General features: G+C 36.4%; 24 protein-coding genes. 2 read left to right on the plus strand and 22 right to left on the minus strand.

The window, feature by feature from the left end; translation table 11 throughout:
• Positions 1 to 100: 100 nt before the first annotated feature.
• The 6 genes from KYG33_RS14455 to KYG33_RS14480 all read right to left on the minus strand — a co-directional run bounded on the left by KYG33_RS14455 (position 101) and on the right by KYG33_RS14480 (position 6,736).
• Positions 101 to 682: a Crp/Fnr family transcriptional regulator gene (locus KYG33_RS14455; RefSeq protein WP_180564848.1), complete on the minus strand. Its 582-nt coding sequence runs from the start codon at positions 680 to 682 to the stop codon at positions 101 to 103.
• A 47-nt stretch (positions 683 to 729) separates the two neighbouring features.
• Positions 730 to 2,112: a phosphoglucosamine mutase gene (glmM, locus tag KYG33_RS14460; RefSeq protein WP_180564849.1), complete on the minus strand. Its 1,383-nt coding sequence runs from the start codon at positions 2,110 to 2,112 to the stop codon at positions 730 to 732.
• 68 nt (positions 2,113 to 2,180) lie between these two features.
• A complete protein-coding gene (locus KYG33_RS14465) occupies positions 2,181 to 3,197 on the minus strand; it encodes a DUF4421 family protein (protein ID WP_219071969.1) in 1,017 nt (338 codons plus the stop codon).
• A gap of 218 nt (positions 3,198 to 3,415) precedes the next feature.
• Positions 3,416 to 5,449 carry a ferrous iron transport protein B gene (feoB, locus tag KYG33_RS14470; RefSeq protein ID WP_077413193.1) on the minus strand — a complete coding sequence of 678 codons (2,034 nt, stop codon included), beginning with the start codon at positions 5,447 to 5,449 and terminating at the stop codon, positions 3,416 to 3,418.
• A complete protein-coding gene (locus KYG33_RS14475) occupies positions 5,449 to 5,655 on the minus strand; it encodes a ferrous iron transport protein A (RefSeq protein ID WP_051934272.1) in 207 nt (68 codons plus the stop codon). The genes feoB and KYG33_RS14475 overlap by 1 nt, the downstream gene beginning before the upstream one ends.
• 181 nt (positions 5,656 to 5,836) lie before the next feature.
• The gene (locus KYG33_RS14480; protein WP_047380020.1) at positions 5,837 to 6,736 is read right to left on the minus strand and encodes a GLPGLI family protein; all 900 of its coding nucleotides are present in this window, start codon (positions 6,734 to 6,736) and stop codon (positions 5,837 to 5,839) included.
• A 182-nt stretch (positions 6,737 to 6,918) separates the two neighbouring features.
• Between KYG33_RS14480 and KYG33_RS14485 the strand changes: the two genes are divergently transcribed.
• A complete protein-coding gene (locus tag KYG33_RS14485) occupies positions 6,919 to 7,416 on the plus strand; it encodes a DinB family protein (protein ID WP_077413194.1) in 498 nt (165 codons plus the stop codon).
• 57 nt (positions 7,417 to 7,473) lie between these two features.
• On the opposite strand, the gene KYG33_RS14490 is transcribed toward KYG33_RS14485, so the two are convergent.
• The gene (locus KYG33_RS14490; RefSeq protein WP_219071971.1) at positions 7,474 to 10,173 is read right to left on the minus strand and encodes a hypothetical protein; all 2,700 of its coding nucleotides are present in this window, start codon (positions 10,171 to 10,173) and stop codon (positions 7,474 to 7,476) included.
• 562 nt (positions 10,174 to 10,735) lie between these two features.
• Between KYG33_RS14490 and KYG33_RS14495 the strand changes: the two genes are divergently transcribed.
• Positions 10,736 to 11,617 (plus strand): cupin-like domain-containing protein, encoded by an 882-nt coding sequence (locus KYG33_RS14495; RefSeq protein ID WP_219071972.1) that lies wholly within the window; start codon positions 10,736 to 10,738, stop codon positions 11,615 to 11,617.
• A 50-nt stretch (positions 11,618 to 11,667) separates the two neighbouring features.
• Here KYG33_RS14495 and KYG33_RS14500 read toward each other — a convergent pair whose 3' ends face one another.
• From KYG33_RS14500 to KYG33_RS14570, 15 genes are all read right to left on the minus strand, one after another.
• On the minus strand, positions 11,668 to 12,456 hold the full coding sequence (locus KYG33_RS14500) for a T9SS-dependent choice-of-anchor J family protein (RefSeq protein ID WP_077413196.1): 789 nt from the start codon (positions 12,454 to 12,456) through the stop codon (positions 11,668 to 11,670).
• A 99-nt stretch (positions 12,457 to 12,555) separates the two neighbouring features.
• Positions 12,556 to 14,280, minus strand: coding sequence for a hypothetical protein (locus tag KYG33_RS14505; protein WP_219071973.1), 1,725 nt, complete (start codon positions 14,278 to 14,280; stop codon positions 12,556 to 12,558).
• A 130-nt stretch (positions 14,281 to 14,410) separates the two neighbouring features.
• Positions 14,411 to 15,139, minus strand: coding sequence for a metallophosphoesterase family protein (locus KYG33_RS14510; protein WP_077413197.1), 729 nt, complete (start codon positions 15,137 to 15,139; stop codon positions 14,411 to 14,413).
• 1 nt (position 15,140) lies between these two features.
• Positions 15,141 to 15,683, minus strand: coding sequence for an RNA 2'-phosphotransferase (locus KYG33_RS14515; protein ID WP_219071976.1), 543 nt, complete (start codon positions 15,681 to 15,683; stop codon positions 15,141 to 15,143).
• 9 nt (positions 15,684 to 15,692) lie between these two features.
• On the minus strand, positions 15,693 to 16,634 hold the full coding sequence (locus KYG33_RS14520) for an ADP-ribosylglycohydrolase family protein (protein WP_219071977.1): 942 nt from the start codon (positions 16,632 to 16,634) through the stop codon (positions 15,693 to 15,695).
• Positions 16,634 to 17,320 carry an SIR2 family NAD-dependent protein deacylase gene (locus tag KYG33_RS14525; RefSeq protein ID WP_077413200.1) on the minus strand — a complete coding sequence of 229 codons (687 nt, stop codon included), beginning with the start codon at positions 17,318 to 17,320 and terminating at the stop codon, positions 16,634 to 16,636. The genes KYG33_RS14520 and KYG33_RS14525 overlap by 1 nt, the downstream gene beginning before the upstream one ends.
• Before the next feature lie 4 nt (positions 17,321 to 17,324).
• Positions 17,325 to 17,831, minus strand: coding sequence for an O-acetyl-ADP-ribose deacetylase (locus KYG33_RS14530; protein WP_180564856.1), 507 nt, complete (start codon positions 17,829 to 17,831; stop codon positions 17,325 to 17,327).
• Positions 17,831 to 18,643 carry a TIGR02452 family protein gene (locus KYG33_RS14535; RefSeq protein WP_180564857.1) on the minus strand — a complete coding sequence of 271 codons (813 nt, stop codon included), beginning with the start codon at positions 18,641 to 18,643 and terminating at the stop codon, positions 17,831 to 17,833. Before KYG33_RS14535 ends, KYG33_RS14530 begins: the two co-directional genes overlap by 1 nt.
• Complete coding sequence (locus KYG33_RS14540) at positions 18,633 to 19,061, minus strand: ADP-ribosylation/crystallin J1 (protein WP_180564858.1); 429 nt, start codon at positions 19,059 to 19,061, stop codon at positions 18,633 to 18,635. Before KYG33_RS14540 ends, KYG33_RS14535 begins: the two co-directional genes overlap by 11 nt.
• A 21-nt stretch (positions 19,062 to 19,082) precedes the next feature.
• Positions 19,083 to 19,676, minus strand: a complete 594-nt coding sequence (locus tag KYG33_RS14545) for a DUF4291 domain-containing protein (RefSeq protein WP_219071978.1) — start codon at positions 19,674 to 19,676, stop codon at positions 19,083 to 19,085.
• Positions 19,677 to 19,689: 13 nt separating this feature from the next.
• A complete protein-coding gene (locus KYG33_RS14550) occupies positions 19,690 to 20,157 on the minus strand; it encodes a macro domain-containing protein (RefSeq protein ID WP_077413204.1) in 468 nt (155 codons plus the stop codon).
• Between the two features lie 72 nt (positions 20,158 to 20,229).
• Positions 20,230 to 21,300 carry an adenylosuccinate synthetase gene (locus KYG33_RS14555; protein ID WP_219071979.1) on the minus strand — a complete coding sequence of 357 codons (1,071 nt, stop codon included), beginning with the start codon at positions 21,298 to 21,300 and terminating at the stop codon, positions 20,230 to 20,232.
• A 74-nt stretch (positions 21,301 to 21,374) separates the two neighbouring features.
• Positions 21,375 to 22,229 (minus strand): hypothetical protein, encoded by an 855-nt coding sequence (locus KYG33_RS14560; protein ID WP_219071980.1) that lies wholly within the window; start codon positions 22,227 to 22,229, stop codon positions 21,375 to 21,377.
• A 2-nt stretch (positions 22,230 to 22,231) separates the two neighbouring features.
• Positions 22,232 to 22,567: a hypothetical protein gene (locus KYG33_RS14565; protein ID WP_077413207.1), complete on the minus strand. Its 336-nt coding sequence runs from the start codon at positions 22,565 to 22,567 to the stop codon at positions 22,232 to 22,234.
• Positions 22,568 to 22,640: 73 nt separating this feature from the next.
• Positions 22,641 to 23,189: a 2OG-Fe(II) oxygenase gene (locus tag KYG33_RS14570; RefSeq protein ID WP_219071981.1), complete on the minus strand. Its 549-nt coding sequence runs from the start codon at positions 23,187 to 23,189 to the stop codon at positions 22,641 to 22,643.
• Positions 23,190 to 23,198 lie beyond the last annotated feature (9 nt).

Raw genomic sequence — 23,198 nt, forward strand, 5'->3', positions numbered from 1 at the left:
TCGTATTCAACAATACATATTAATCTTTGTGAACGTTGCGTTTAAGATGAGTCATAATTTATGCAGTTTCTTTTTAAGCTTCTGGCTTCCATCTTCCAGCCTATTCCAGCCTCTCCTTTAATATTTTGCTTTTAATCCTACTGAGATGCACCGTTGTAATGCCTAAATAGGAGGCTATATAATGCTGGGGAACTCTTTTGATAATCTCGGGTTTTTGCTTAACCAGATTCAGATATCGTTGCTGCGGAGTGTCTTTAATGAATGAAAAGAAATGTTTCATATAATCGAATACCCTTTCAAAAAGAGCATCCATAAACAGGTTTCTGAGCTCTGGATTTTCATAGACTTCTTCCAGGAAAGCCTCTACATCAGGTTTGTTGATTTTATATAAAATACAGGGCTCTATGGTCTCAAATGACACCATACTTGGTAAGCCTTTTTTGAAGCTTTCAAGGGAAGAAAACATTGTATTTTCAAGAAAAAACTGGAATGTTACGTCTTTTCCGTCATTATTATACCATGCTCTCACCATTCCTTTTTCAATATAATAGGCATTGTAGGAAACCTCATCTTCTTTTAAAAGTAAGGTTTTGGCGGGAACTTCCATACGTTCGAAGCTGCCCAGGAATTTTCTCCATTTTTCTTTAGGGAAGGGAAACCTTTTTTTGATATGCTCAAACATGCCTGATATAAAAGAACGGACAATGTGCCCGTTCTTTTTCTATTTTTTTAGATTAAACTCTTAATTTTAGCAATGATATCATCACCCAACTGATCAGCTTCTTCCTGAGAATGAGCTTCAGTATAAATTCTGATAATCGGCTCTGTGTTGGATTTTCTAAGATGAACCCAGTTGTTTTCAAAATCTATTTTAACACCATCTACAGTAGAAACGTCTTCATTCTGATATTCCTGCTCCATTTTGCTTAAAATAGCATCTACATCAATCTCCGGAGTCAGTTCTATTTTCTTTTTACCCATGAAATAGCTTGGATATCCTGCTCTAAGTTCAGAAACAGTCTTATTTTCTTTAGCTAAATGCGTTAAGAATAGTGCAACTCCTACTAAAGAGTCTCTTCCGTAATGTAAATCAGGATAGATAATTCCTCCGTTTCCTTCTCCTCCGATGACAGCATTTTTCTCTTTCATCAAAGTCACTACGTTCACTTCTCCCACAGCACTGGCAAAGTATTCTGAATCATGCGAACGCGCTACATCTCTCAAAGCACGGCTGGAAGAAAGATTGGAAATAGCTGCTCCTTTTTTGTGTTTCAACAGATAATCTGCAACAGCAACCAATGTATACTCTTCACCAAACATTTCTCCCTTTTCATCAATCAGGGCTAATCTGTCTACATCCGGATCTACTACAACTCCTACGTCTGCATTTTCTCTTTTCATCAATTCACAGATGTCTCCCAAATGTTCTTTCAAAGGCTCAGGATTGTGTGGGAAATGTCCTGTAGGCTCACAGTATAATTTGATGGTTTCGCAACCTAGTTTATCCAAAAGCATAGGAATGGCAATACCTCCTGTAGAGTTTACGGCATCCAGGGCTACTTTAAAGTTTTTAGCTTTGATTGCTTCTACATCTACCATTGGTAAATCCAGGATCTGCTGGATATGGATATCAAAAGCATCATCTCTTGTTTCATATTTTCCAAGATCATCCACTTCTGCATAGTTGAAGTCTTCACTCTCTGCTAAAGCAAGTACTTCAGCCCCGTTTTCTCCAGTGATGAATTCTCCTTTTTCGTTCAATAATTTAAGGGCATTCCACTGTTTTGGGTTGTGGGAAGCGGTAAGGATGATTCCTCCGTCTGCATTCAGCTCAGGAACCATTATTTCAACTGTTGGTGTTGTAGAAAGGCCAAGATCTACTACATTAATCCCCAATCCCTGCAATGTAGCAGTAACCAAAGAAGAAACCATCTGACCAGAAATTCTGGCATCTCTTCCGATGATAAGGGTAAGATCTTTTTTGTTTTTATTATTCTGAAGCCAGGTTCCGAATGCGGAAGCGAACTTTACTACATCCAGCGGTGTTAAGTTATCATTTACTTTACCGCCAATGGTTCCGCGAATTCCGGAAATAGATTTTATTAATGACATGATGTTTTTACTTTTATTTTGTTCTTTCTAAATTTTCCAACGCAAAGATACTTAAAAGACCTTTCAACTTATAAAACGGGAATCTTTTTTTGGATTTTATCATAGGTATTTTTCACAACTTTCGGTGGTGCAAAACGATACCCTATATATAACAGTCCATAGAGGTTATTATTTTCTACGGTCTGATTATTTTTCTGATCATAGGCATAGGTCTTAAAATTCATTTTACCTCCGAATAAAAACCGGTCTGTATTATACCCGATGTGAAGCCCGCCCTGCATTCTTATGGTGGCATACTGGGCATTTTCTTTGGTTCCTCCATTCTGAAAATCACGGTAGCTGGAGAACTTCCCTCCGACCCCAATAGCCAGATAAGGTGAGATATTAACATTCTTACCAATGACCCAATTATAGAAATATCCTATATTTCCGCCGATATTATATTGGGTCTCTTTGCTTTTTATACCATCAATTTTATTTCTGAAAATAGTAAGGTCATAGTCTACAAAAGGAACCCAGCTTCCGCTGCTTTTATACTGCCATTCTCCCTGTGTATAGATACTTCTTGCTGAAAAATTTTTATTGAGAATATAGGAGGTGGATCCACCAAAGGTTTGAACCCTTAAATCCGGAAACTGAATGTATGGATCTCTTCCTTCCTGCCATTCGGGGGACAGGTCTTTCATATTTTCAACATAGAACCCGCTTACATTTTTATAATAAATATTCTGGATAAATCTTCCGGGGAATAATCTGAAACTCAAATCGGTATAAGAGCTCTTTCCTTTCATTTCATCATCATTATTACCCTCTAAAAATCTGGGTGCAAATGATACGGTCGCACTTATAATTCTATAATCGACTGAAAATGATGTTTTCGTTTTATTGTTGATTGACAGGTCCATTTCGAACGCATTCTTGCCTTCTCCTGTTGAAAAAACATAGTTTTCGATATTAGTATCAAGATTCACACGGATCATTACCTGGTCTGCATAAGACTTGGTATTTGCGGTATCCGACTGTGCTTTTACCTGAAAGACTGATAAAGAAAATAGTACAAGTAATCCTGTCTTTAAAAAATTCAAACCGAATAATTTACGTTAGAAAAATGAAATTACTACATTTTTTTCAATTATCCGATGAACCCAGTATTAAGAACAGCCACAATCTTTATCACAGTTGGTTCTTTTGGAGCTGAATTTCTTAGGGGCAAAGTTCTTTTTAAGTACTTTAAATAGAGAGTAACAGGCAAATGCTACAATTAATAAGATAAGTACGTATTGAAAAATTAATGATGAGTCCATTACTTTAAAATCTGATATACTATCATCGACACAAAATATGCCAAACCTGTCATCATGACTACCTGAAAGCCGGTCCATTTCCAGCTTTTGGTTTCTCTGTAGACTACTGCAAGTGTAGAAACACACTGCATTGCAAATGCATAGAAAAGAAGAACTGAGATTCCGGTTGCAAAGCTGAAGACTTTTTCTCCGTTGGGTTTTACATCTCTCCTCATTTTATCAATCACTTTTACTTCCGGAGCATCATCTTCCAAACTGTAAAGGGTAGACATTGTCCCTACGAACACTTCTCTCGCCACAAAACTGGTAAGAATTCCAACTCCCATTTTCCAGTCGTAGCCCAGTGGAGCAATAACAGGCTCTATTCCTTTACCCATTTTGGCAAGGTAAGAATGGTCAAGATGAACGTCTGTTGCTACCAATTCATCTGTTTTCTGACTTGGTCCGAAATAGCTCAGGAACCAGATGATAACACTTACAATAAAAATGATTTTTCCTGCTCCTGTAACGAAGTCCCATACTTTCCCTAAAACCATTTTAAAGTCGTAGCCAAAAAGTGGTTTTTTATAGGCCGGAAGGTCCATTACCAGGTATGTTTTTCCTTTACTTTTAATAAATCTTTTTAGGATTGCTGCTGACAATAAAGCGACCAAGAAACCTAGTAGATACATCCCCATCAGAACCAGCGCTTTATATTTTATTCCTAAAAATGATCCTTCTGAGATGATCAGACCGATAATAATACTGTACACCGGAAGTCTTGCAGAGCATGTCATAAATGGTGTTACCAATATCGTCAGCAATCTTTCTTTTACATTTTCAATGTTTCTGGTAGAGATTACCGCAGGAATAGCGCAGGCCGTTCCCGATACAAGCGGAACAATACTTTTTCCGTTAAGTCCGAAAGGACGAAGTAATCTGTCCATCAGAAATACAACTCTTGCCATATATCCTGAGTCTTCCAACAGATAAAGAAAATACAGCAAAATTCCAATCTGTGGTGCAAAAACGACAATTCCTCCGATTCCCGGAACGATTCCGTTTGAAATCAGCGAATTAATTGGTCCTTCAGGAAGGTGTTCGTTTGTAAATGCTGCCAGCCAAGAGAAGGACTCTTCAATCCAGTTCATAGGAAATTCTGCAAGGAAGAAAACGCTTTGGAAAATAATCAGTAAGATCACTAAAAAGACGACATAACCCCAGAATTTATGTACTAAAACTTTATCCAGTCTTTCAGTTAATAATTCTTTGAATTGGGCTTTTTTAGAAATTACATCAGCCAGTATTTTGTCTACGTTCTGATATCTTCTAACGGTTTCCTGAACCTGCAACCTTTTTGGAACCAGGCTTTTAGAATCGGATTCATTCAGTTGTTCCATTACAGAGCTTATTCTGCCGAGGTCTGTCCCAAGTGAAAGGCTCATCCAAGCTTTGTATTCATTATCGAAACCTTTATGTGCTGCCAGTTTCTGAATAAAATCTCTATGTTCGTTTGGTGTTTCAAAAGAAACCTGATCTGTTTTTACAAACTCATTGTTGTAAACAGCTTCTCTTACTTCCTCAATCCCGATCTGCTCTTTGGCATTGGTCTGGATAATTTTAATGCCTAATGCTTCGGAAAATTTTTGAATATCAATAGTGATTCCTCTTCTTTCTGCCTGATCAATCTGATTGACAATCAGAATCATTGGAATCCCAAGGTCCTGAATCTGCTGAAACAGAAGCAGTCCTCTTTTTAAACTTAATGCTTCAAGAATATAAACAACTCCTGCATAGTTTTTCTGCTCGTCAATAAGGTATTTGGAAAAAATAGCTTCATCTTCTGAACTCGGGTATACGCTGTAAGAACCTGGAAGATCAATTACTTCCACTTCTTCATTTTTATAAGTATAGTTCCCCGAATGGCTAGCAACGGTAACGCCGGCATAGTTTCCGGTCTTCTGCTTTTTGTTGCAAAGCGTATTGAAAACCGTTGACTTTCCTACATTAGGATTTCCGACTAAAAGTATCTGTTTTTTCTTGTTTTCCTGCATTAATTCAATTCTTCAACAATGATGTAATCTCCTTCTTCCTCACGAAGAGCAATCCGGCTTTTTTCTGCTCCAAACTCCACATACATTGGCCCGTTGAACGGAGCCTGATACAAAATTCTGAAAGTGGTTTCCGGAAGAAGCCCCATTTCAATGATTTTATTGGGCATTTTCAGATGGTCATTATCATACCCCAATATCTTCCCCATTTTGTTTTTAGGGAATCCACTTAATTTATGTAATCCTTTCTCTTTCAAAGCCTAATTTTTAGTCCTGCAAATATACGTTATTTAAATTTAATCTAAATAACGTTTAGGGATAAAAGAAATCAACCCAAACACATTGCTGTATCTGGGTTGATTCAAAATATAATTTAGTTGATATGAAGTCTTATTTTTTCTTCTTGTCAGAAGCTTGTTCTTTTTCTATTGGGTTATCATTGGATCCGAAGAAATCCTTTACCTGTTTTTCCAATCTCTTCATGAAATCTCCTACTGTTCCATCTGTTCCCGGCATAGGTCTGCTCATATTCTCTGCCGTCATATAAGGTCTTGATTCTGCAAACGGATCAGCTTTATATCCTTCGTAGGATTTCAGGAATTTATCTTTGGATGTAGGTGTTATTGTATTGCTCATCATTCCCATCTTAGCATTGATCTTATCTGCATATGACAATTCATCATAGTTTTCGATCTTTTTATTTCCGCTCAACTGCCAGGAATAGTTTTTATCAGCGTCTTCAATTTTTACAATCAGACCTGGAAGTCCTTTAAATTTATAAGGTCCATCCTGAAAAGGGATATCTGAACTGAACCATGCCGTCCATTTTCTTCCTCCGAATTCTGTAGTTGCTTTCTGAGCATTGTATGCACCCACCTTTTCTTTATCAGGTAAAATACTCCACTGCAGTTTCGGCTCGTCATCGTATGAAAATAGGTTTCTGCTGATTCTGTCTACATACTGAACCTTCATGTCCGGATAGCTTTTGATAATTTTATAGGAGAATTTAGGCCATTTTATCAGTTTGGTCATATCCTTGAAAGACTTGGTTTTCTCCATTTCTTCTATCTGAATTTTAATGATAGAATCCTGAGCAGGCATTGTATAATCCTGATAGATTGATTTCTTTGGAGTAATATCAAGGATGGTAATGATCTTATCAAGTTTTGCCGAATCTTTCTTCGGTTTAAAAGTCAGTTCATAAAAGAAACGGTTTGCAGTTTCCTTTGATTCCTGAGCTCCTGCAAATGCAAAAAGAGCAATAAGAAATATAGAGAATAACTTTTTCATTATAACAAGTTTTATATAATTAGTAATCACATGTCTTCTTTTGTTACAGTTTTTTTGAAATTTTATTTTTTAGGAAAAGATTTATCTCCTCCGGATTAAGTGGTGATTAAAAAATTATGATTTTCTTAAAACAGTTTCATTTTTTAAACGCTTACCTTTAAGTTTCTAAAAAACAAAATATTATGGACACGTTATCTCAATTAAAATCCGAACTGGAAGGAGAATTCCAAACCACAAAAAAGTTTATTGAATTGTTTCCCGAAGGAAAAAATGACTTCGCTCCCCATGAAAAAAGCATGAAAATGATGCCTCTTGCCACCCATCTCGTAGAAGTTTTTGAATGGCCGAACACTATTTTGAAAACTTCTGAACTGGATTTTGGTAAAGGCGATTACAAACCGACAATTCTTTCTACAAAAGATGATCTTATGAAAAAACTGGAAGAAGATTATCAGGCAGGTAAAGCGGCATTGGAAAATAGTACGGAGGACGATCTGAACCCCAGCTGGACGATTAAAAATGACGGCCATGAACTGGCAAGCTGGAGTAAATACGGAGCGATACGACATGCATTAAATCAGATTACGCATCACAGAGCACAATTGGGAGTATATTACAGACTGAACAACATTCCTTTGCCAGGAAGCTATGGGCCTTCAGCAGACCAGCAAAGTTTTTAATTTTAATACATCAGTATATCTCAACAAAAAACCAATCCATCAGGATTGGTTTTTATTTTATTTAAAGTTGAATTTTACAGTAAACATGACTTGACTAGGGCGGAGTTGATATCTTGTATATGTAATATTTGTGGTATTAATATCATAGGTTTCGAAAACTTTTTTATTCGCGATATTCATCCATTTCAATTCAAAATCAATTTTCTTTTTAGTCCAAGTGAACTGATATGATACATCGTAGAATCCATTATGATATTTTTGACCTGCCGCATTTGTATTTACCTGATCCCAATTGAATCCCACAGTATGACTTTCCATAGGATAGAAGAAAACCCCTAGGTTATGGGTAAATCCTGTTCTGGTAGCATTTGAGTTTAATTCTCCAACACTTGTTTGTTTTGTTCTGGTAAGACTTGCATTATAATCAACGCTCATCCAACTGAAATAGGTATTATTGAATTTAATACCAAATGACTGGCCATTATTTTTATTAGTATAGGATTTATCATTCAAAAATGCATCAGATTCTGTCGTATTGTTGCTATAACTAAGAGATGCGTTTGTTTTAAATTTTGGAAAATATTTTCCAACTTCTACACTATATCCATTACTCAATACATGATTATCCTGCTCTTTATATTTCATTATGGTATAACCGGCTCCATTGATCTCCGGATTTGAAATTAAGTTTCTCTTTGCATCAGAATATCTGTAATTAACATTGAAGAACAGATTATTCAATGGGTTTCTATATTCTATTCTTGTTCCTGCAGATTTATTGTTATTCTGAGGAATTGGGTTTTTAACATCCATTGCTCTAATTCCCTCTGGTGACGTCATTAAGAATCCTGAATATGCTGTATTTATTTCTCCAAAATTATTATTAATATTAGCATTTACGGATGCTTTCCAGAATGAAGCAAAAGAATATTGTGCAAAAATATTAGGTTCAAACGTTACTTTATTTACCGATTTTGAAACGAGTCTTAATGGATCTTCCGCTTTAATATTGTTTGAGTTTACCGGAAGATTGGCATAGATCATCCATGATTCATTTTTATAATTTATCCCTAAACTTCCGTATGGTGTAGCTATGGTGTAATTTAAATCATTGCTATATGCCTCTGGTTTGGGATCTTTATCAGGATTGGTAGATGGAATTGCTTTCACGTTTGACAAATCTGACATCATACCTGTGCTTTTAAAATTAAATCCAACTTCAGGAGTAAATGTCCATCCTTTAGCAGAAAAACCAATATTGGCAGAGTGATTAGCTTCAAAAGTCTTAAGTCTTAAACTCTGTGTTGCAAATTCTGTATTAGCTACCGGTTCAAATCCAGGGATATCCAGATAAGATGATGGAGAAACTTGCAAAGTCTGTCTGTCCGTTTGGTAGCTTACATAGGATAAAAGATTTACCATTTTTTCTTTCCAAGGAATAATTGTACTTAGTGAGTTCTGGAATGATGTTGTAGGAGATTCAACACCCTCATTAGCATTTCTCAGTATTCCACTTTTCAGATCTGTTCTGTCAACAATTCCCCTGTCTGCATTCCAATATTGAGAGAAACTTGTGGTATTTTTAAAAAATCCTTTTTTTGCATTCTTTGTAAATATTAATTCTCCTTTTGCTTTATCTGTATAAAAATTATTCAGGATTTTTATACTATTGGAAGTTCCTCCAAAATAATCCTTTTGACTATAGGATTCTCTTTCTACAGCATTGTTGGTATAGTTTGCGTTGGCTTTAAGTTCCCACTCCTTTTTCTTATCAATATTGGTAAGATAATTGGCTGATAAATAATGAACATTATTCATCAGATATCTTTTCACTGGAAGATTAGGGGTATCTGCATTTTCTACATTCAACCAGTCATTTTGTGAAGCATTGATTCTTTTTCCTTCAAATCTATTTCCAAACGCCAGAATATTCCCTTCGTTTTCCACCTGCTCACCCATATTATTGGTTTTATAATTGACTACCCATTGGCTTTTCTGTCCAAAGAACATAGGGGTCAGTTTTACATTCCAAAGCCATGGATCTCCGAATCCTGTTCCTACTTCCCCTCTACCAGTCATGGTTACGGAGTTTTTCAGTTTGATATTGATGGCTGCCTGATCTGAAGGCACTTTGTCCTGAAGTATTTTTACCGGCTGGTGGTTCTCCAGAACTTCCACTTTCTGTACTGCATCTTTCGGAAGTGAATTGTTGATGGTACCATAACCACCTTCCATAAGATCTTTTCCATTGACATAGAATTTATTAATGGCATTTCCCTGATAAAGAATTGTTCCGTCATTATTGACTTCAATTCCCGGGATTTTTTTCATTACATCTGCCAGGGTTCTGTCATTCTTGCTGTTGAAAGCTTTAAGATCGTAAGAAATGGTATCTCCTCTTGCGGTAATCATTTTTGTTTTCAGCTGTACTTCCTTTATTTCCGTAGCTTCAGACTGCATTTTAAAGCTCAGAGTCTGATCGCTGTTGCTGATTTGCTTAGTAAGGGGTTTCTGATTGAACGCTTTCACTTTAAGATCCACATTGGGTTCTGCGGATGTGAAAGTTACTTTATATTCTCCTTTAGAGTTGGTAATTCCGTAAGCCAGAATTGCATCTTTACCTGGTTCTTCTATAGTCACACTGGCACTTGGTATTGCTACCCCGTCATCATCAGTAATCTTTCCTGTAACTGTCTTCTGTGCAAAAGTGAGCACCGTAAAGAAAAGCATCAGAAATAAAGAAATATTTTTTTTCATACCTATTATTTGCTCAATTAGTTAATCATTGTAGTTTTTTGTTACACTTTTATAAAGATGACTTTTGTTATTAAAAGTTAAATCCTTTATCACTACAAACATAGTTATAATTTTGTTTTTTACAAGTCTCAAAAAACTAATTGTAATTTCTTTTAAATTATTAACAATAATTAACAAAACAATTTTCGCTTTTTTTATGTTTTAACAGAAACATTATAGATAAACTATATCAAAACTCTATTTTAATTTACCTCATAATATTTGTTTTAAAATTTACAATTTTATGATTTGTTAAAAAAAAGAATCTATTAAATAAATATTTCATATTAATCAATAATAAAACTATCTCCAAAATTTAGCTTATTTTAGATCATTGATACAATATAGCGTCATTTTAAGTCTTTTTTTACAACAAAAAGAGGGATCTAATCAATTAATAAAAAAAATAGTATTTTTAACTATTCCAAATAGTAAAATCTGATTTGAATCATAGATTAAAAAAAAATTAAAGACAAGGATCGTTAACATTTATTTAATAATTTTGTCATATAAATTTACTAAAATGGGAATTATTTTAAAGCCTATAGATATTGTAGATGACATTTCTAAAGAGGAATTCTACGAAAAATATCTGAAGCCAAGAAGGCCCGTTGTCATCAAAAATATGGCAAAAAAGTGGCCAGCTTACCAAAAATGGACGATGGAATACATGAAGGAGGTTGTAGGAGATGTAGAGGTTCCTTTATACGACAGCTCAAAGGCAGATCCTTCTGCTCCCATCAATTCTTCTGCCGCAAAAATGAAATTTGGAGATTATATAGATCTCATTCAGCGAGAGCCTACCGATCTGAGAATATTCCTTTTTGACCCCATAAAATACGCACCAAATCTTTTGGAAGATTATATTTCGCCCAAAGAACTCATGGGAGGGTTTCTTGATAAATATCCCAATATGTTCTTCGGTGGAAAAGGATCTGAAACATTCCTTCATTTTGATATTGATATGGCGCATATTTTCCATACTCACTTCAACGGAAGAAAACATATTCTTCTTTTCGATTATAAATGGAGAGAAAGACTCTATCAGATACCGTATTCAACCTATGCATTAGAAGACTATGATATTGAAAATCCAGACCTCACAAAGTTTCCGGCACTGGATGGCGTAGAAGGAATTGAATGTTTCCTGGAACACGGAGATACTTTATTCATGCCTACAGGATGGTGGCATTGGATGAAATACCTTGATGGAAGTTTCTCTATTTCTTTAAGAGCATGGGACAAATCATGGGCAGTAAAAGCTCATTCTTTATGGAATCTTACCGTACAACGTAAATTTGACGATGTTATGAAGTCTCAGTTTAAAAGTAAATACATGGACTGGAAAGAAAAGCTTGCTATTGAAAGGGCAGAAATCGCTTTAAAAAGAGGCTTACCAAGATAAATAAAAAGACGTTTCAATTGAAACGTCTTTTTGATTCTATTATAAAAATGTTATTTTTTAATAATTTTATAGCCTTTCTCAGTCTCTTTATCTTTAACCTTTACTATATAATTTCCTGCAGCCAATTCGCTTACATTTACAGTTCCGTTTTCTGAGTTCATCATTTCTTTTTTCACCAGCTTACCACTAAAATCATAGATATTGATTTCAGACATCTTCGTTTTATTTTTGATATATAACATATCTTTTACCGGATTCGGATAGACAGATGCGCGGCTGTTATCTGCTTTCACATCAGAAACCGACAGACTGTTTGCAGAAACCTGGAAATCATCTATCCCGATAAACCAGATATCTTCTGTAGTGGAATAGAAAGCAATATAGATTGTTTGTCCAACATAAGGGGTCAGATCATAAGTATACTGATTCCATGAAGTAGGAGGCTTTACTGCAGCAGCGAGCGTATTGGTAAGCCCAGCGATGGTGGGTGTTGTTGTTGATATTTTTATATCTACCGTCTCAGCAAGTCCGGCACCTCTGTTTCTTGCCCAGAAAGTAAGCTTATCTGATACTCCGGCAGTCACTACTATAGCAGGACTAATGACATAATCATCATGGGCAGTACTGCCATATTCCAATCCCAGAAAATGAGTTCCGGAATGAGGAGCATTGAATGAGGAATCATAAGAATCCCAGGTTTCCCAGGTTCCCGGATCGCCTCCATTAATGACGGTCCAATCGGCAGGCATTGTTGCCGAATCAAAACTTTGAGAATATTGTGCCAGCAGACCTATTGGTACAAAGCACAGCAATGTTACGAATTGATAAATTTGTTTCATAGTGTTTATTTTTCATACTAATTTAATAAAAAATAAACAAATTGATTAGCAAATAATCACGAAAACCCAAAAAATAACCCAGACTTTTATGAAAACCCTTTACAACACCTTATAAACAGGATATTGTCTGAAAGTCTTTTCTTCAAAATAAGGGGAATGTCTGTACACCCAATCCAGTTGTGCTTCTCCATCTTCAGACAGTTTTTTATCGGATGCTTTCGCTGTTTCAAAGGCCTCTTTCAGTTTTTTATCTTTTTTCAGCAGTTCAGCGGCGGTATCTTCAAAAATATAGGCGGAATAGTATTCTTTCTGAGCTAGAATCCCATCGAAGAAATTCCAGTTGAAAAATGAGTCTAATGCCTCAGGTTCAAGTGTTTCTATGATGTATTTCACACCAGGCTGATTGGTAGAAACCAGGTAATCTCCGGTAGAAAACATCAGATTTTTATTGAATTTGTCTACTGTGGTTTCAAAATGCAGATAGTGACCTTCATAGGGGTTTTTAACTGTTTTAAAATCTTTGATTTTATAGGATTCCACCGCTAAAATACTGTCTTTCCGAATCGGTTTCATCTGAATATTATTTCTTTTAAATTCCTCAATAACGCGGTATTGCGACTGTGGAATCACATAATATTTTGGAATGGTAATATATCCTGTTGGAACCGCAGTAGTAAATAGCTTTATATTCTTTGTAAAAGGTTTGTTTCTATCATAATAAAGCCTTGGCTTGCCGGAAACTTCACTGGGTTTATATTTCCCTTCAAAGCCTTTAAAATCCATGGTAGAAAACCTGGTGGAATCTATTTTCCAACGGATTCCATATTGTTTTCCAGCCTGGTATTGTTTTAAATTTTCAATGCGGAGCTGTTTTATTTTGTGGTACTCTTTATCTAAATTCTGCAGGTTGACCAACATATATTTGTAAGTAGCATCTACTCTTTTGTCATAAGGTTTTAACATATGGGTTTCAGGGACAGTTCCTAAGGAGTTGAAAAGAGAAGTATACCCTGTGGAATATCTTGGAGAGTCTTCAAATGAAGCAAATCCTACTTCAGGAACATCACCATGAATATTGACGTAAGGCGTACTTTCATACCCCAGTTTTTTCATATCCTCAAGATTTTTAGCCTGATAATCGTTATAGAAATAAGCTCCAAGTGTGTTTCCCAGGCGTTCTTTAAAGGTTGAAATATAGGTGAATGTATATTGATAATCTGCTCCGTTGCTGACATGATTATCTATAAAAACATCTGGTTTTAACCATTGATAGATTTCCTGAAAGCTTCTGGCATTTTTGGAATCCGCTTTAATAAAGTCCCTGTTCAGGTCATAATTCCTTGCATTTCCTCTGAAACCATATTGCTCCGGACCATTCTGATTGGCCCTGGAATAAGCCCCTCTGTTCAGCATTCCACTCACATTGTATGCGGAAATAGCGGCAATGATAAAATTCTGTGGAGTTTTGATCTTTTGGGTAGCAAGATCTCTCATCAGCATCATAGTTGCATCTATTCCGTCCGGTTCTCCGGGGTGAATACCATTGTTAACGAAGAGAACGGCTTTATCTTTTCTTAATTTTTCAACGCTTTTTTCCAGAAAAGGATTATAAACCACCACATAAATTGGTTTTCCGTTATCATCTTCTCCTTTTTTAAGGTACTGAATGGTATTGAAGTTTTTAGCCAGATCCTGATAATAGTTATTCATTTCATCGTAGGTAACAGTTTGATTGCCATTCCCTTTTTCAAATGGGGTCTGAAATGATTTTTGGGCAAAAAATAAGGTAGAACTCAGGGTGAATAAAAGATATTTCAGTTTCATTGAAGTCATATTTTTCAGACTTTAAAAGTAGCCATCTTTTATGAAAAAGCAGATATATGAAACTCCAAAATTGTTTTTAAAAATAAAACCCTCACCAGTTTTAAAAACAAATAAGGGTTATTTAAATTTATTAATTTCTTCCTTTTTCATTTGGGTATAAAGAGGGAAGCGGATCGCTTTGCCAGAATTCTTTAGAATCAATATCCATAATTGATAAAGCTCCGGTATAGGCTGCTCCGGTGTCCATATTCCAAATATTAGCTTTGTTGGCCGGCGTTGTAATCCCAATATCAAGAGTGGGTGTATGCCCGATAAATATTTCTTTGTATAAAAGCAGTCTTTTGGGATACAGCTCTGAATTCTTTTCCAGTTTTTTATCCATTGCTACGGCTGTTTCCCAAAGGGTTCTGTCCCATCGGTAATTGCTGGAATAAACTTCTTTTTCAGGGCCGTGCATCGAAGCATATCCCGCATGAATAAACAAGCGGCTCTGATTGTCAATATGATAGCTTTTCATTCTTTGAAAGAATTCCAGATGAATATCCAGATCTTCCGGGAGATAATCTGCGTAGCTTTCCACTGTACTTTTTCCGCCATTGAAAAGCCATACATCAGGGCTTTGTCCCAAAGCTAACCAATCTTCACACCAGGCATCATGATTTCCTTTGATGAATATACATTCCTGCTTTTTGGAAAGTTCCATTAAAAATTTAATAATTTCAGAAGATTCGCTCCATCCGTCCACATAATCACCGAGGAAGATCAGCTGATCATCCGTTGTGACTTTAGCTCTCTCAAGAACCTGTTGTAATGCTTTAAATCCTCCGTGAATGTCTCCTATTACTAATGTTCTTTTCATTTTACTTCGAAATATATTTTGCATCTACAAAATCTGTCAGCCAAACTCCATTTGCAGACTGGTAGAAAGATAATCCTTCCTGATGCATGGTTCCGGTTCTGATGGTAAGAATTACGGGTTTACCGTGTCTCATCCCGACCTTTGCAGCCGTCTCTTTATCAGCACTTAAGTGTACATGCTGGCGGGTTCTTTTTTCAATTCCTTTTTCTAAAATGGAAGTGATATTGGCTTCTGCAGTTCCGTGATAAAGAAATTCAGGGGGTTGTTTGGTTTCCAAAGCCAGATCTATATCAATAGAATGACCCTGATTTGCTCTGATCTTGGTTTTATCTTCATTAAAAGCAAAACGCTTTTTGTTATTGGTTTCTACAACCTCATCCAATTCTTCGGGAGTAAAAAACATTCTCTTTTTAGCAGATTTTGCTCTCAGCTCATCTATATCTGCCCACCCGTTTTCATCCAGCTTAATTGCTATACTTTCTGGCTGATGACGTAGAATCAGGCTTAAAAATTTACTTATTTTTTTCTTTTCTATTTCGTTCATGGTTTGTGTTTAATTCATTAATTTTTGGTTTAACTTCTCACATAATGCTTCAATATCTTCCTTTCTCACCAGCTCTGCAATCCATTCTTCCGGAATACTTCCATATCCATAATAAATTCCGGCAATTCCTCCAGTGATAGCTCCTGTTGTATCTGTGTCTTCGCCCAGGTTGACTGCTTTCAAAACTGCTTCTGAGTAGCTTCCCGAATTGAGAAAACACCATAGAGAAGCTTCCAGGCTGTGAAGGACATAGCCACTCGAGCCAATTTTCTCTTGTTCATATTCAAATATATCTTTATTTAAAATCCTTTCAAATTTATCCATTTCCGCCTGAGAACAAACGGGATTATAGTCTAAAAAGTGTTTTACAGACTTTTGTATTTTATAATAAGCTTCAAACTTTTCTGCCCCGTTTAATATTTCCAGTAAAAGCTCCAAATAAATAAAGCATGAAATCACGGAACGAATATGTCCGTGGGTAATTGAAGAGACTTCCTTAACTCTATCAAATCGTGCCTCAATCGGAAAGTCTTTAATATAAAATAATAGGGGTAAAATCCTCATTAAAGATCCGTTCCCATTATCAAATTCACTTGTTCCACCACATAATTGAGGAGTATATCCTTTACTGACTTTATATATCGCTTGCCTTGTAACAGTTCCTATATCGAAAACACGACCGTGAGGAGTCCAAATTTCTGCATTGTACCATTGCAAAAATTTCAATGCCATATCTTCGAGATTATACCCATTACACAAACTATCTGCAAGACATAATGTCAAAGAACCATCATCACTCCATGTTCCTGCAGGCTGGTGATGGGTTCCCAAAGCACGCATTTTAGTAACAGGAGAGCGCTTAAGCTGTTCTCTACTTCTAAATTCTACAGGAACACCAAGAGCATCTCCAATACAAACGCCCATGATTCCTGCTTTTACTTTATTTTCCATCAGGCAAGGTTTACCAGTTTATCAAATAAGAGCTTCATTCCCTGGGTTGCTGTTTCTTTCATTACAACTGCTCTCTGTCCGTATCCAAATCCTGTTTCATTAGGGTTGATTACGATTAAAAGACAATCATCTTTGATATCATGAATCAGTCCGGCAGCCGGATACACCTGTAAAGACGTTCCAATTACCAGTAAAATATCTGATTCTTTTACAATTTCTCTTGCGGTCTGATACAAAGGGACATCTTCTCCGAACCAAACGATAAAAGGTCTTAATTGAGCTCCATCTTCTGCTTTATCACCGATTTTGATATCCTCTTTTTGGTCATAAATCAGACTTTTATTGTTGCATGAGCATGATTTGAACAATTCTCCGTGAATATGAAAGATATTGGTAGATCCTGCTCTTTCGTGAAGGTCATCAATATTCTGGGTAATGATCTGAACATCGAAATGTTTTTCCAGTTCTGCTAATAATTGATGCGCTTCGTTCGGCTGTACTTCATGCAGCTGACGTCTTCTTTGGTTATAAAACTCCAGCACTAAAGCCCTGTCTTTTCTCCATCCTTCCGGACTTGCCACATCTGTTACATTATGATTTTCCCAAAGACCGTCTCCGTCTCTGAAGGTTTTTATTCCGCTTTCGGCACTGATTCCTGCGCCGCTTAATATGGTTAGTTTTTTCATTGGTTTACTCTAATAGTTTTTTGTAAATCATTTCATTTTCATCATCAAAACAAACAAAAATAACTTTCTCAATGACATCTGACTTAAATTTTCTGACCTCATCTATTGCAATTTTTCCTGCCAGTTCTTTTGGGAATCTGTATACTCCTGTACTGATGTTTGGAAAAGCAATTGTTTTTACACCAAGGCTTTCTGCTAATTTCAAGGAATTATGATAACAGTTTGCCAGAAGCTTTGATTCTTTTTCTTCATTACCATTCCAAACCGGACCTACCGTATGAATAACATAGTTTGCAGGGAGATTTCCCGCATTTGTTACTACAGCTTCACCAGTATTACATTTACCTTGTCTGTTTCTGATCGCTCTGCATTCTTCCAAGATCTGTGGCCCTCCTGCTCGATGAATAGCTCCATCCACTCCGCCTCCACCAAGTAAGGATGAATTGGCAGCATTGACAATCGCACCAACTTGGATCTTTGTGAGGTCTCCTTTTATTAATTCAATTTTCATTATATTTCTTCAAATGGTTTCAGCATTTCTTCTTTCTTTGTAAGCACCGCAAAAACGACTCTCTTAAATTTATTTTTATATTTACCCTGAAGATGTGTTTTAAATAATCCTGCAATTTCCTTCGGGTCGTTTCTGAACACTCCGCAGCCCCATGCCCCTAAAATTAAAACTTCATTTCCTTCATGTAAAGCCAGCGAAAGCATTTTATCCATTCTGACATCCATGGCAGGGAGAATTTCATTTTTTCTTTCCGGTTCCTGACGTTTTACCACCCCTGCATTGACTGCCGGAGAGGTGATGAAATTACACAGAACAGGTTTGGGAAGCAATTCTCCTTTATCTTTTCTGAAAACCGGAACTTTCGGGCTGTAAATCATTGTATCAGTATAAAAACAGGATTCCATCGCTCGGTGAATCATATAATAGTCCCAGGCCTGAAGCAGACTTTCATACAATCCGGAAGTTCTTGCGAGACTTTCTTCCTGTGCTTCAGCTCCGTTGATAAATCCTCCTCCGGGATTTTTTGCTGAAGCAAAGTTCAGACACATCATTTTTTCCTGATTTTCTTCTTCAGCTAATTGTAAAATTGCTTTTAAAGAACTGCAGTTTCTTGTTTCAAACTGCGTTTCAAAACCGGTTTCCGGCATTGGGGATTCTATCATTTCTGAAAGCTGTTCCGGGGTGAAAAGAGTGGTTTCTTTTTTACTGATTTCCAGCTCGTGTTCTATATTTATTTTTTCGCTATGTTCGTTGATATAATATTTTTTAGCAAGGATATCCAGGGTATCTTTTGCCATTCCTTTATTTGTCATCGTTAGTTTTTTTTATGTTAAGCATCAGTTCTTCCAGTTCAGTATTTCCGGCATTCTTAAAATCATCTCCTATAAATACTTTGGTGACTTTGATATCTCCTATAATTGCTTCATTAAAGCTGTTCAGCTCTTCCGAAGGAACCCATAATTCATTGTGGTTCATGGCTCCTACATTCTGTGCGGGATATTGATCTGCCACTTCTTCCAACACTTCAAACCGGGTTACAAAGCCCAGATAGTTTCCCGCTTCGTCTCTGGTGTTCCATTTTTCAGCAATCTCAGAAGCATATTCTTCATTAAGAACAGGATAAAAAATGGGCTGCCAATCCAGTCTGGGAGGAAATTTTTTAAACCCACTTTCTATAATCAATATCATTTCTTTTTCTCCTATTGGTCTGTATAATGTTGTTGTTTTCATGGCATTTCTTTTAATTATTTATTATACTGTGGCCCCAATTCTATGGGCCAGTTCATTTGATAAGGGATAATTCTTTTCTACAGGCAGCAGTTTTTTTGCCTTGTCGAATTCCCCTGATTGAGTAAAGTTCAAAATCTTCTTAACCAAAGGGGTATAATCCTCTATTTTCATAATCCATTCTTCATTGAATTCCTCAATCAGCGATCTGCTGATCCCAACCTGGATGGAACGGTAATTAAGTTTTGTTCCCTTAATATTCCTTTCAGGATCCCATTGCACATAAATTTCAGCATTTTCAAAGTCTTTTTCCCAATTTCGGGGATCAGGATAGACTCTTTTTTCTGGCGAAGTAAGTATTGCTTTGCTTAAAGCTTTCTCCCAGGCCTCTCTTTTGATGTGAATTGCCAGCGTACATTCCTGATTGGATTTCTGTCCATAGTTGCTGCGTTCCATCATCCAAAGAAAAGAAGGCTTTATCCAGGTCATTCTGTTGAATGAAAACGGTGCCATAAACTTCTGATTCTCTACGGCTGCTTTTGCAATTGTTTTATTATAAGCCTGGTATACCACCACAGTGTTATTTTTATAATCTGCTCTTATTTCAAATTCTTTCATCGTTGTTAATTTATTAAAAATCATACACATACACCTCTACATTCTTTGCAAGCAGTGTTCTTTTGATAATGGGTTCTATTTCTTCCCATTTTCCTCCCGCCAAGCCACATCCTATCCGTGGCATATGAACACTTGCATTGTACTGCAAAGCTTCATCAGCGAGTTTCAACAAACATTCTTCCACTGCATCGTATCTGATAGGTTGAACTTCTGAATGAGTAATGATTTTATGCTGAGCAATCATATTGCAGACCAAGATATCTCCTTCTGCCTGAACAATCTGGATTTCCCCTAAGTTAAATTTTTCTTTGTTTTTAAACCAATCACGGTATTCTTGCTCAGGTTGCTTCCATCTTTTGGAAATAGCGGTTACAAAACCTTTTCCCCAGCCTCCGATATCATTACAGATGTGGGTGATAATTTTTAATCCTTTTGCCTGTGGTGCCGTAGCATCCCCTTTCAAATATTGTATCGTTTTCATGGTTATTTACTTTTATTCATTATCAATATCTTGTCCCTAACTCAATAAAATTAATACTTGTATCTGCAAAATTTATAAAATCTGTTTAAAATCTTTTGAATACGGAGAATATGATCCATAAACGACATCAAATTCTACATCGATATTTTCTACCTTAAATTTCTCATCAATCTGATCCAGGCATGTAATAACAAGATTCTTTTTAACCGGAAATACATACGCTGCATCCAGTTTCAAGGCATAATTCAACAGGTTATAATCTATTTCTCCTGTTCTTAACTCCTTCTGATATTCATTAAATGTACAGGTTTCTTCTTCATTATTTTTCAGATCCATTTCTTTTTCATTGCTCATCCAGCCGTTTCCGTGACGGGTTGAATAGCTTCTGGTGACATAATACATTTCAATGTCTTCAATTTTTAAAAGCTTACAGATTTCGTATGCATTTTTTGAAATGGTATGAGCATAGGTCACATTGGGGAAAACGCCATGATCCATATCGAGTAAAATACCCTGGCTGCCTTCAAAAATAAGGTGTCTGAACGAAGCCAGCCAGGTATAATCATTTATTTTCCAATCAATCCTGTCAATAGCTTTCAAAAAAGGATGTAAAAGCTCATTAACTTCTTTTTCATCTGCAAAACCATAATAATAGGCGATCCCTTTCAGTTTTTCCAATAACATTTCTCTGGGCGCAATCAGGTCTATGGCAAACAGTTTATAAGGACTTTCGTGTCTTTTCATGGTTGCTCCTACTCCTTTTCCACAGGTTCCGTGTTCCAGATTTCTTGCATTGGTTCTGTTCTGCCATACATCAAAAGGAGTGGTTACCTTTGCCAATGGATGAATATGCAGCTCAATATTTCCGTTCTTTATTTTTAATTCTTCTCTTTCATTGAGTAAAAAAACCGGATGAATAGTGCAATGTTCCGTAAAGTAAGAAGGTAAACCGCGAAGAGATCCGCTTGCAAAGCTTGAATGCACATGTTTTCTATCATCAATCATCACGGTATGAGCAGCCTGTTGCCCTCCTGAAAATCGGATTACAACAGCCTCCGGATTCTGAGAAGCCAGAAAATCTGCAGTGATCCCTTTTCCTTCATCACCAAAACCAAGTCCTATTATTATTTGCGCCTTTTTCATGTCCTTTTATTTTTTGAAAGTCTTTACCATCTTCATTTGTTTTTTTATAATTTTCTGATGGCAATTACCTTATTCTAAAGCATTTGAAATTGATCCAACCCTTCTGTTTCTATAGTTCCCAAAGTTTTATTTTTAAATGTATCGCAGATAATTCCTTTAATAACATTCGGAATTTCTCTGTGATCTTCTATGGAAATACAATTTTGTCCTAATAATTCTCTCCATCCTCTGTCTGCTCTCAGTGCCTGATCTGAATGTAAAACATTGATATGGTATACTTCGTACTTCTTCTTTACTTCTTCCAGCAATTCAAGATGAGTATAGGTTTGCTGTCCTTTTCCCATAATTTCTCTGATGGCGGAAGCGGGAAGTGTTTTTAAACAAGGTTCATCTCCAACGGTAAACAGCAATCCTTTTTGATTTCTTTTTTCAAAGGCATCTGTCCTGGTATGGAACGCTGCGAAATACCACGCTAAAAGATAGCTTTCGCCGGCATTTCCGCCGCCGCCAGACTCAATATAAGTACGGGTAAGCCACATATCCAGTTCTGCATCTCCGGACTCAAACTGTCCCACCTGAAGCGGATAACCATCACATTCATGGTCTCCGATTCCAAGAAATAATAAAGCCGGATCCGGAACACCTCCCTGAATAATTCCTCCCATTAGTTTAGGCAATCCATCTCTGATCAGCTCATGAGGAATATGTCCCATACTTCCTGTAACATCCAGTCCTAAAATAATCGGAACTGAGTTGGGGTGAACTTCAGAGTCTCTGGATTCTCTGAAAGAAATTCCGTGAGGATTCATTGATTCGTGAGCCATTCTTTTGGCATTCTGGGTAAAAATTTCACCTGCGGATTTTGTTCCGTACCCTGCTTTTCTTGCTCTGTCATAACGAGCGTCTAAATCGTATCTTGTACTTCCCATGACTATAGTGTTTTTCCAAATAAATATTCAAATCTCTTCTGGGTTACTTCAAGCTGAATATTAAGGTTTCTGATTGTTAATGATAATTCCATGTCTTTCTGAACGAATGATTCGGGATTGAAATCCGCGAATGTCAGACTGTTCCTGTCTAGAGGACTGATATCTATAAGCCCTTCCTGTTCGCGCTCGAGTCTTTTGATTTTTAATTCGATATCTTCAACTCTGCGTCTGTAAATCAATTCGGAATCTGCTCCGATGATCTTTGCACGGTCTTCTCTGATCTGATCATTATTTCTTTGTAATGATTCGATAAATCTGGGTTTTAATTCATCTTCCATGATCAAATATTTTTATTTGTGTTAATATTACGCTAATTAAACAAGACATAGCAATGCCATTTTTTAAGAATGTTTATTCTTTAGAATACATGATATCCGTTCTTAAAACATACTTCAGTCCACTAATCAAGGTCTTTCCTTCATGTCTCAGAGGATGATGAAAAATCAGTGCTGTTCCTTTCTTCGGAGCCACGGTAAACAGGCTTTCGAATTCTGTTTCTCCTCCTTCAAAATCATCATTCAGATAGATCATAAAGGTGTAAAAACTTTTCTCATTTTCATTTCTGATATAACTTCCATCCCTGTGCATTTTAAACTGCTGTCCGGGAGCATATCTATAGACCCTAAGCATTTCATTAAAGTTAAGAAGCTGATATCCATCGTGTTCCTGAGGCAGAAATTCGGTTGCCTTTTTAAACAGATCTTCAGCCATTGTTTCATCAAAAATCATCAGTCGGTCATTATTTCTGACTCCTTTATTCATCTGCTGACGTCCAAATACATTGATTTTTGCTTCTTCAAAAACTTTTTCCTGCGAAAGACTGATATAATGATTGCATTCCGTTTCGGTCAGAAAATCTTCAATCAGAAATATCTGTGGGTGTAATTCTATTTTTTCCATGATTCCTAT

Source organism: Chryseobacterium sp. D764 (assembly GCF_019317325.1).
In the GTDB taxonomy this organism is placed as follows: Bacteria; Bacteroidota; Bacteroidia; order Flavobacteriales; family Weeksellaceae; genus Chryseobacterium.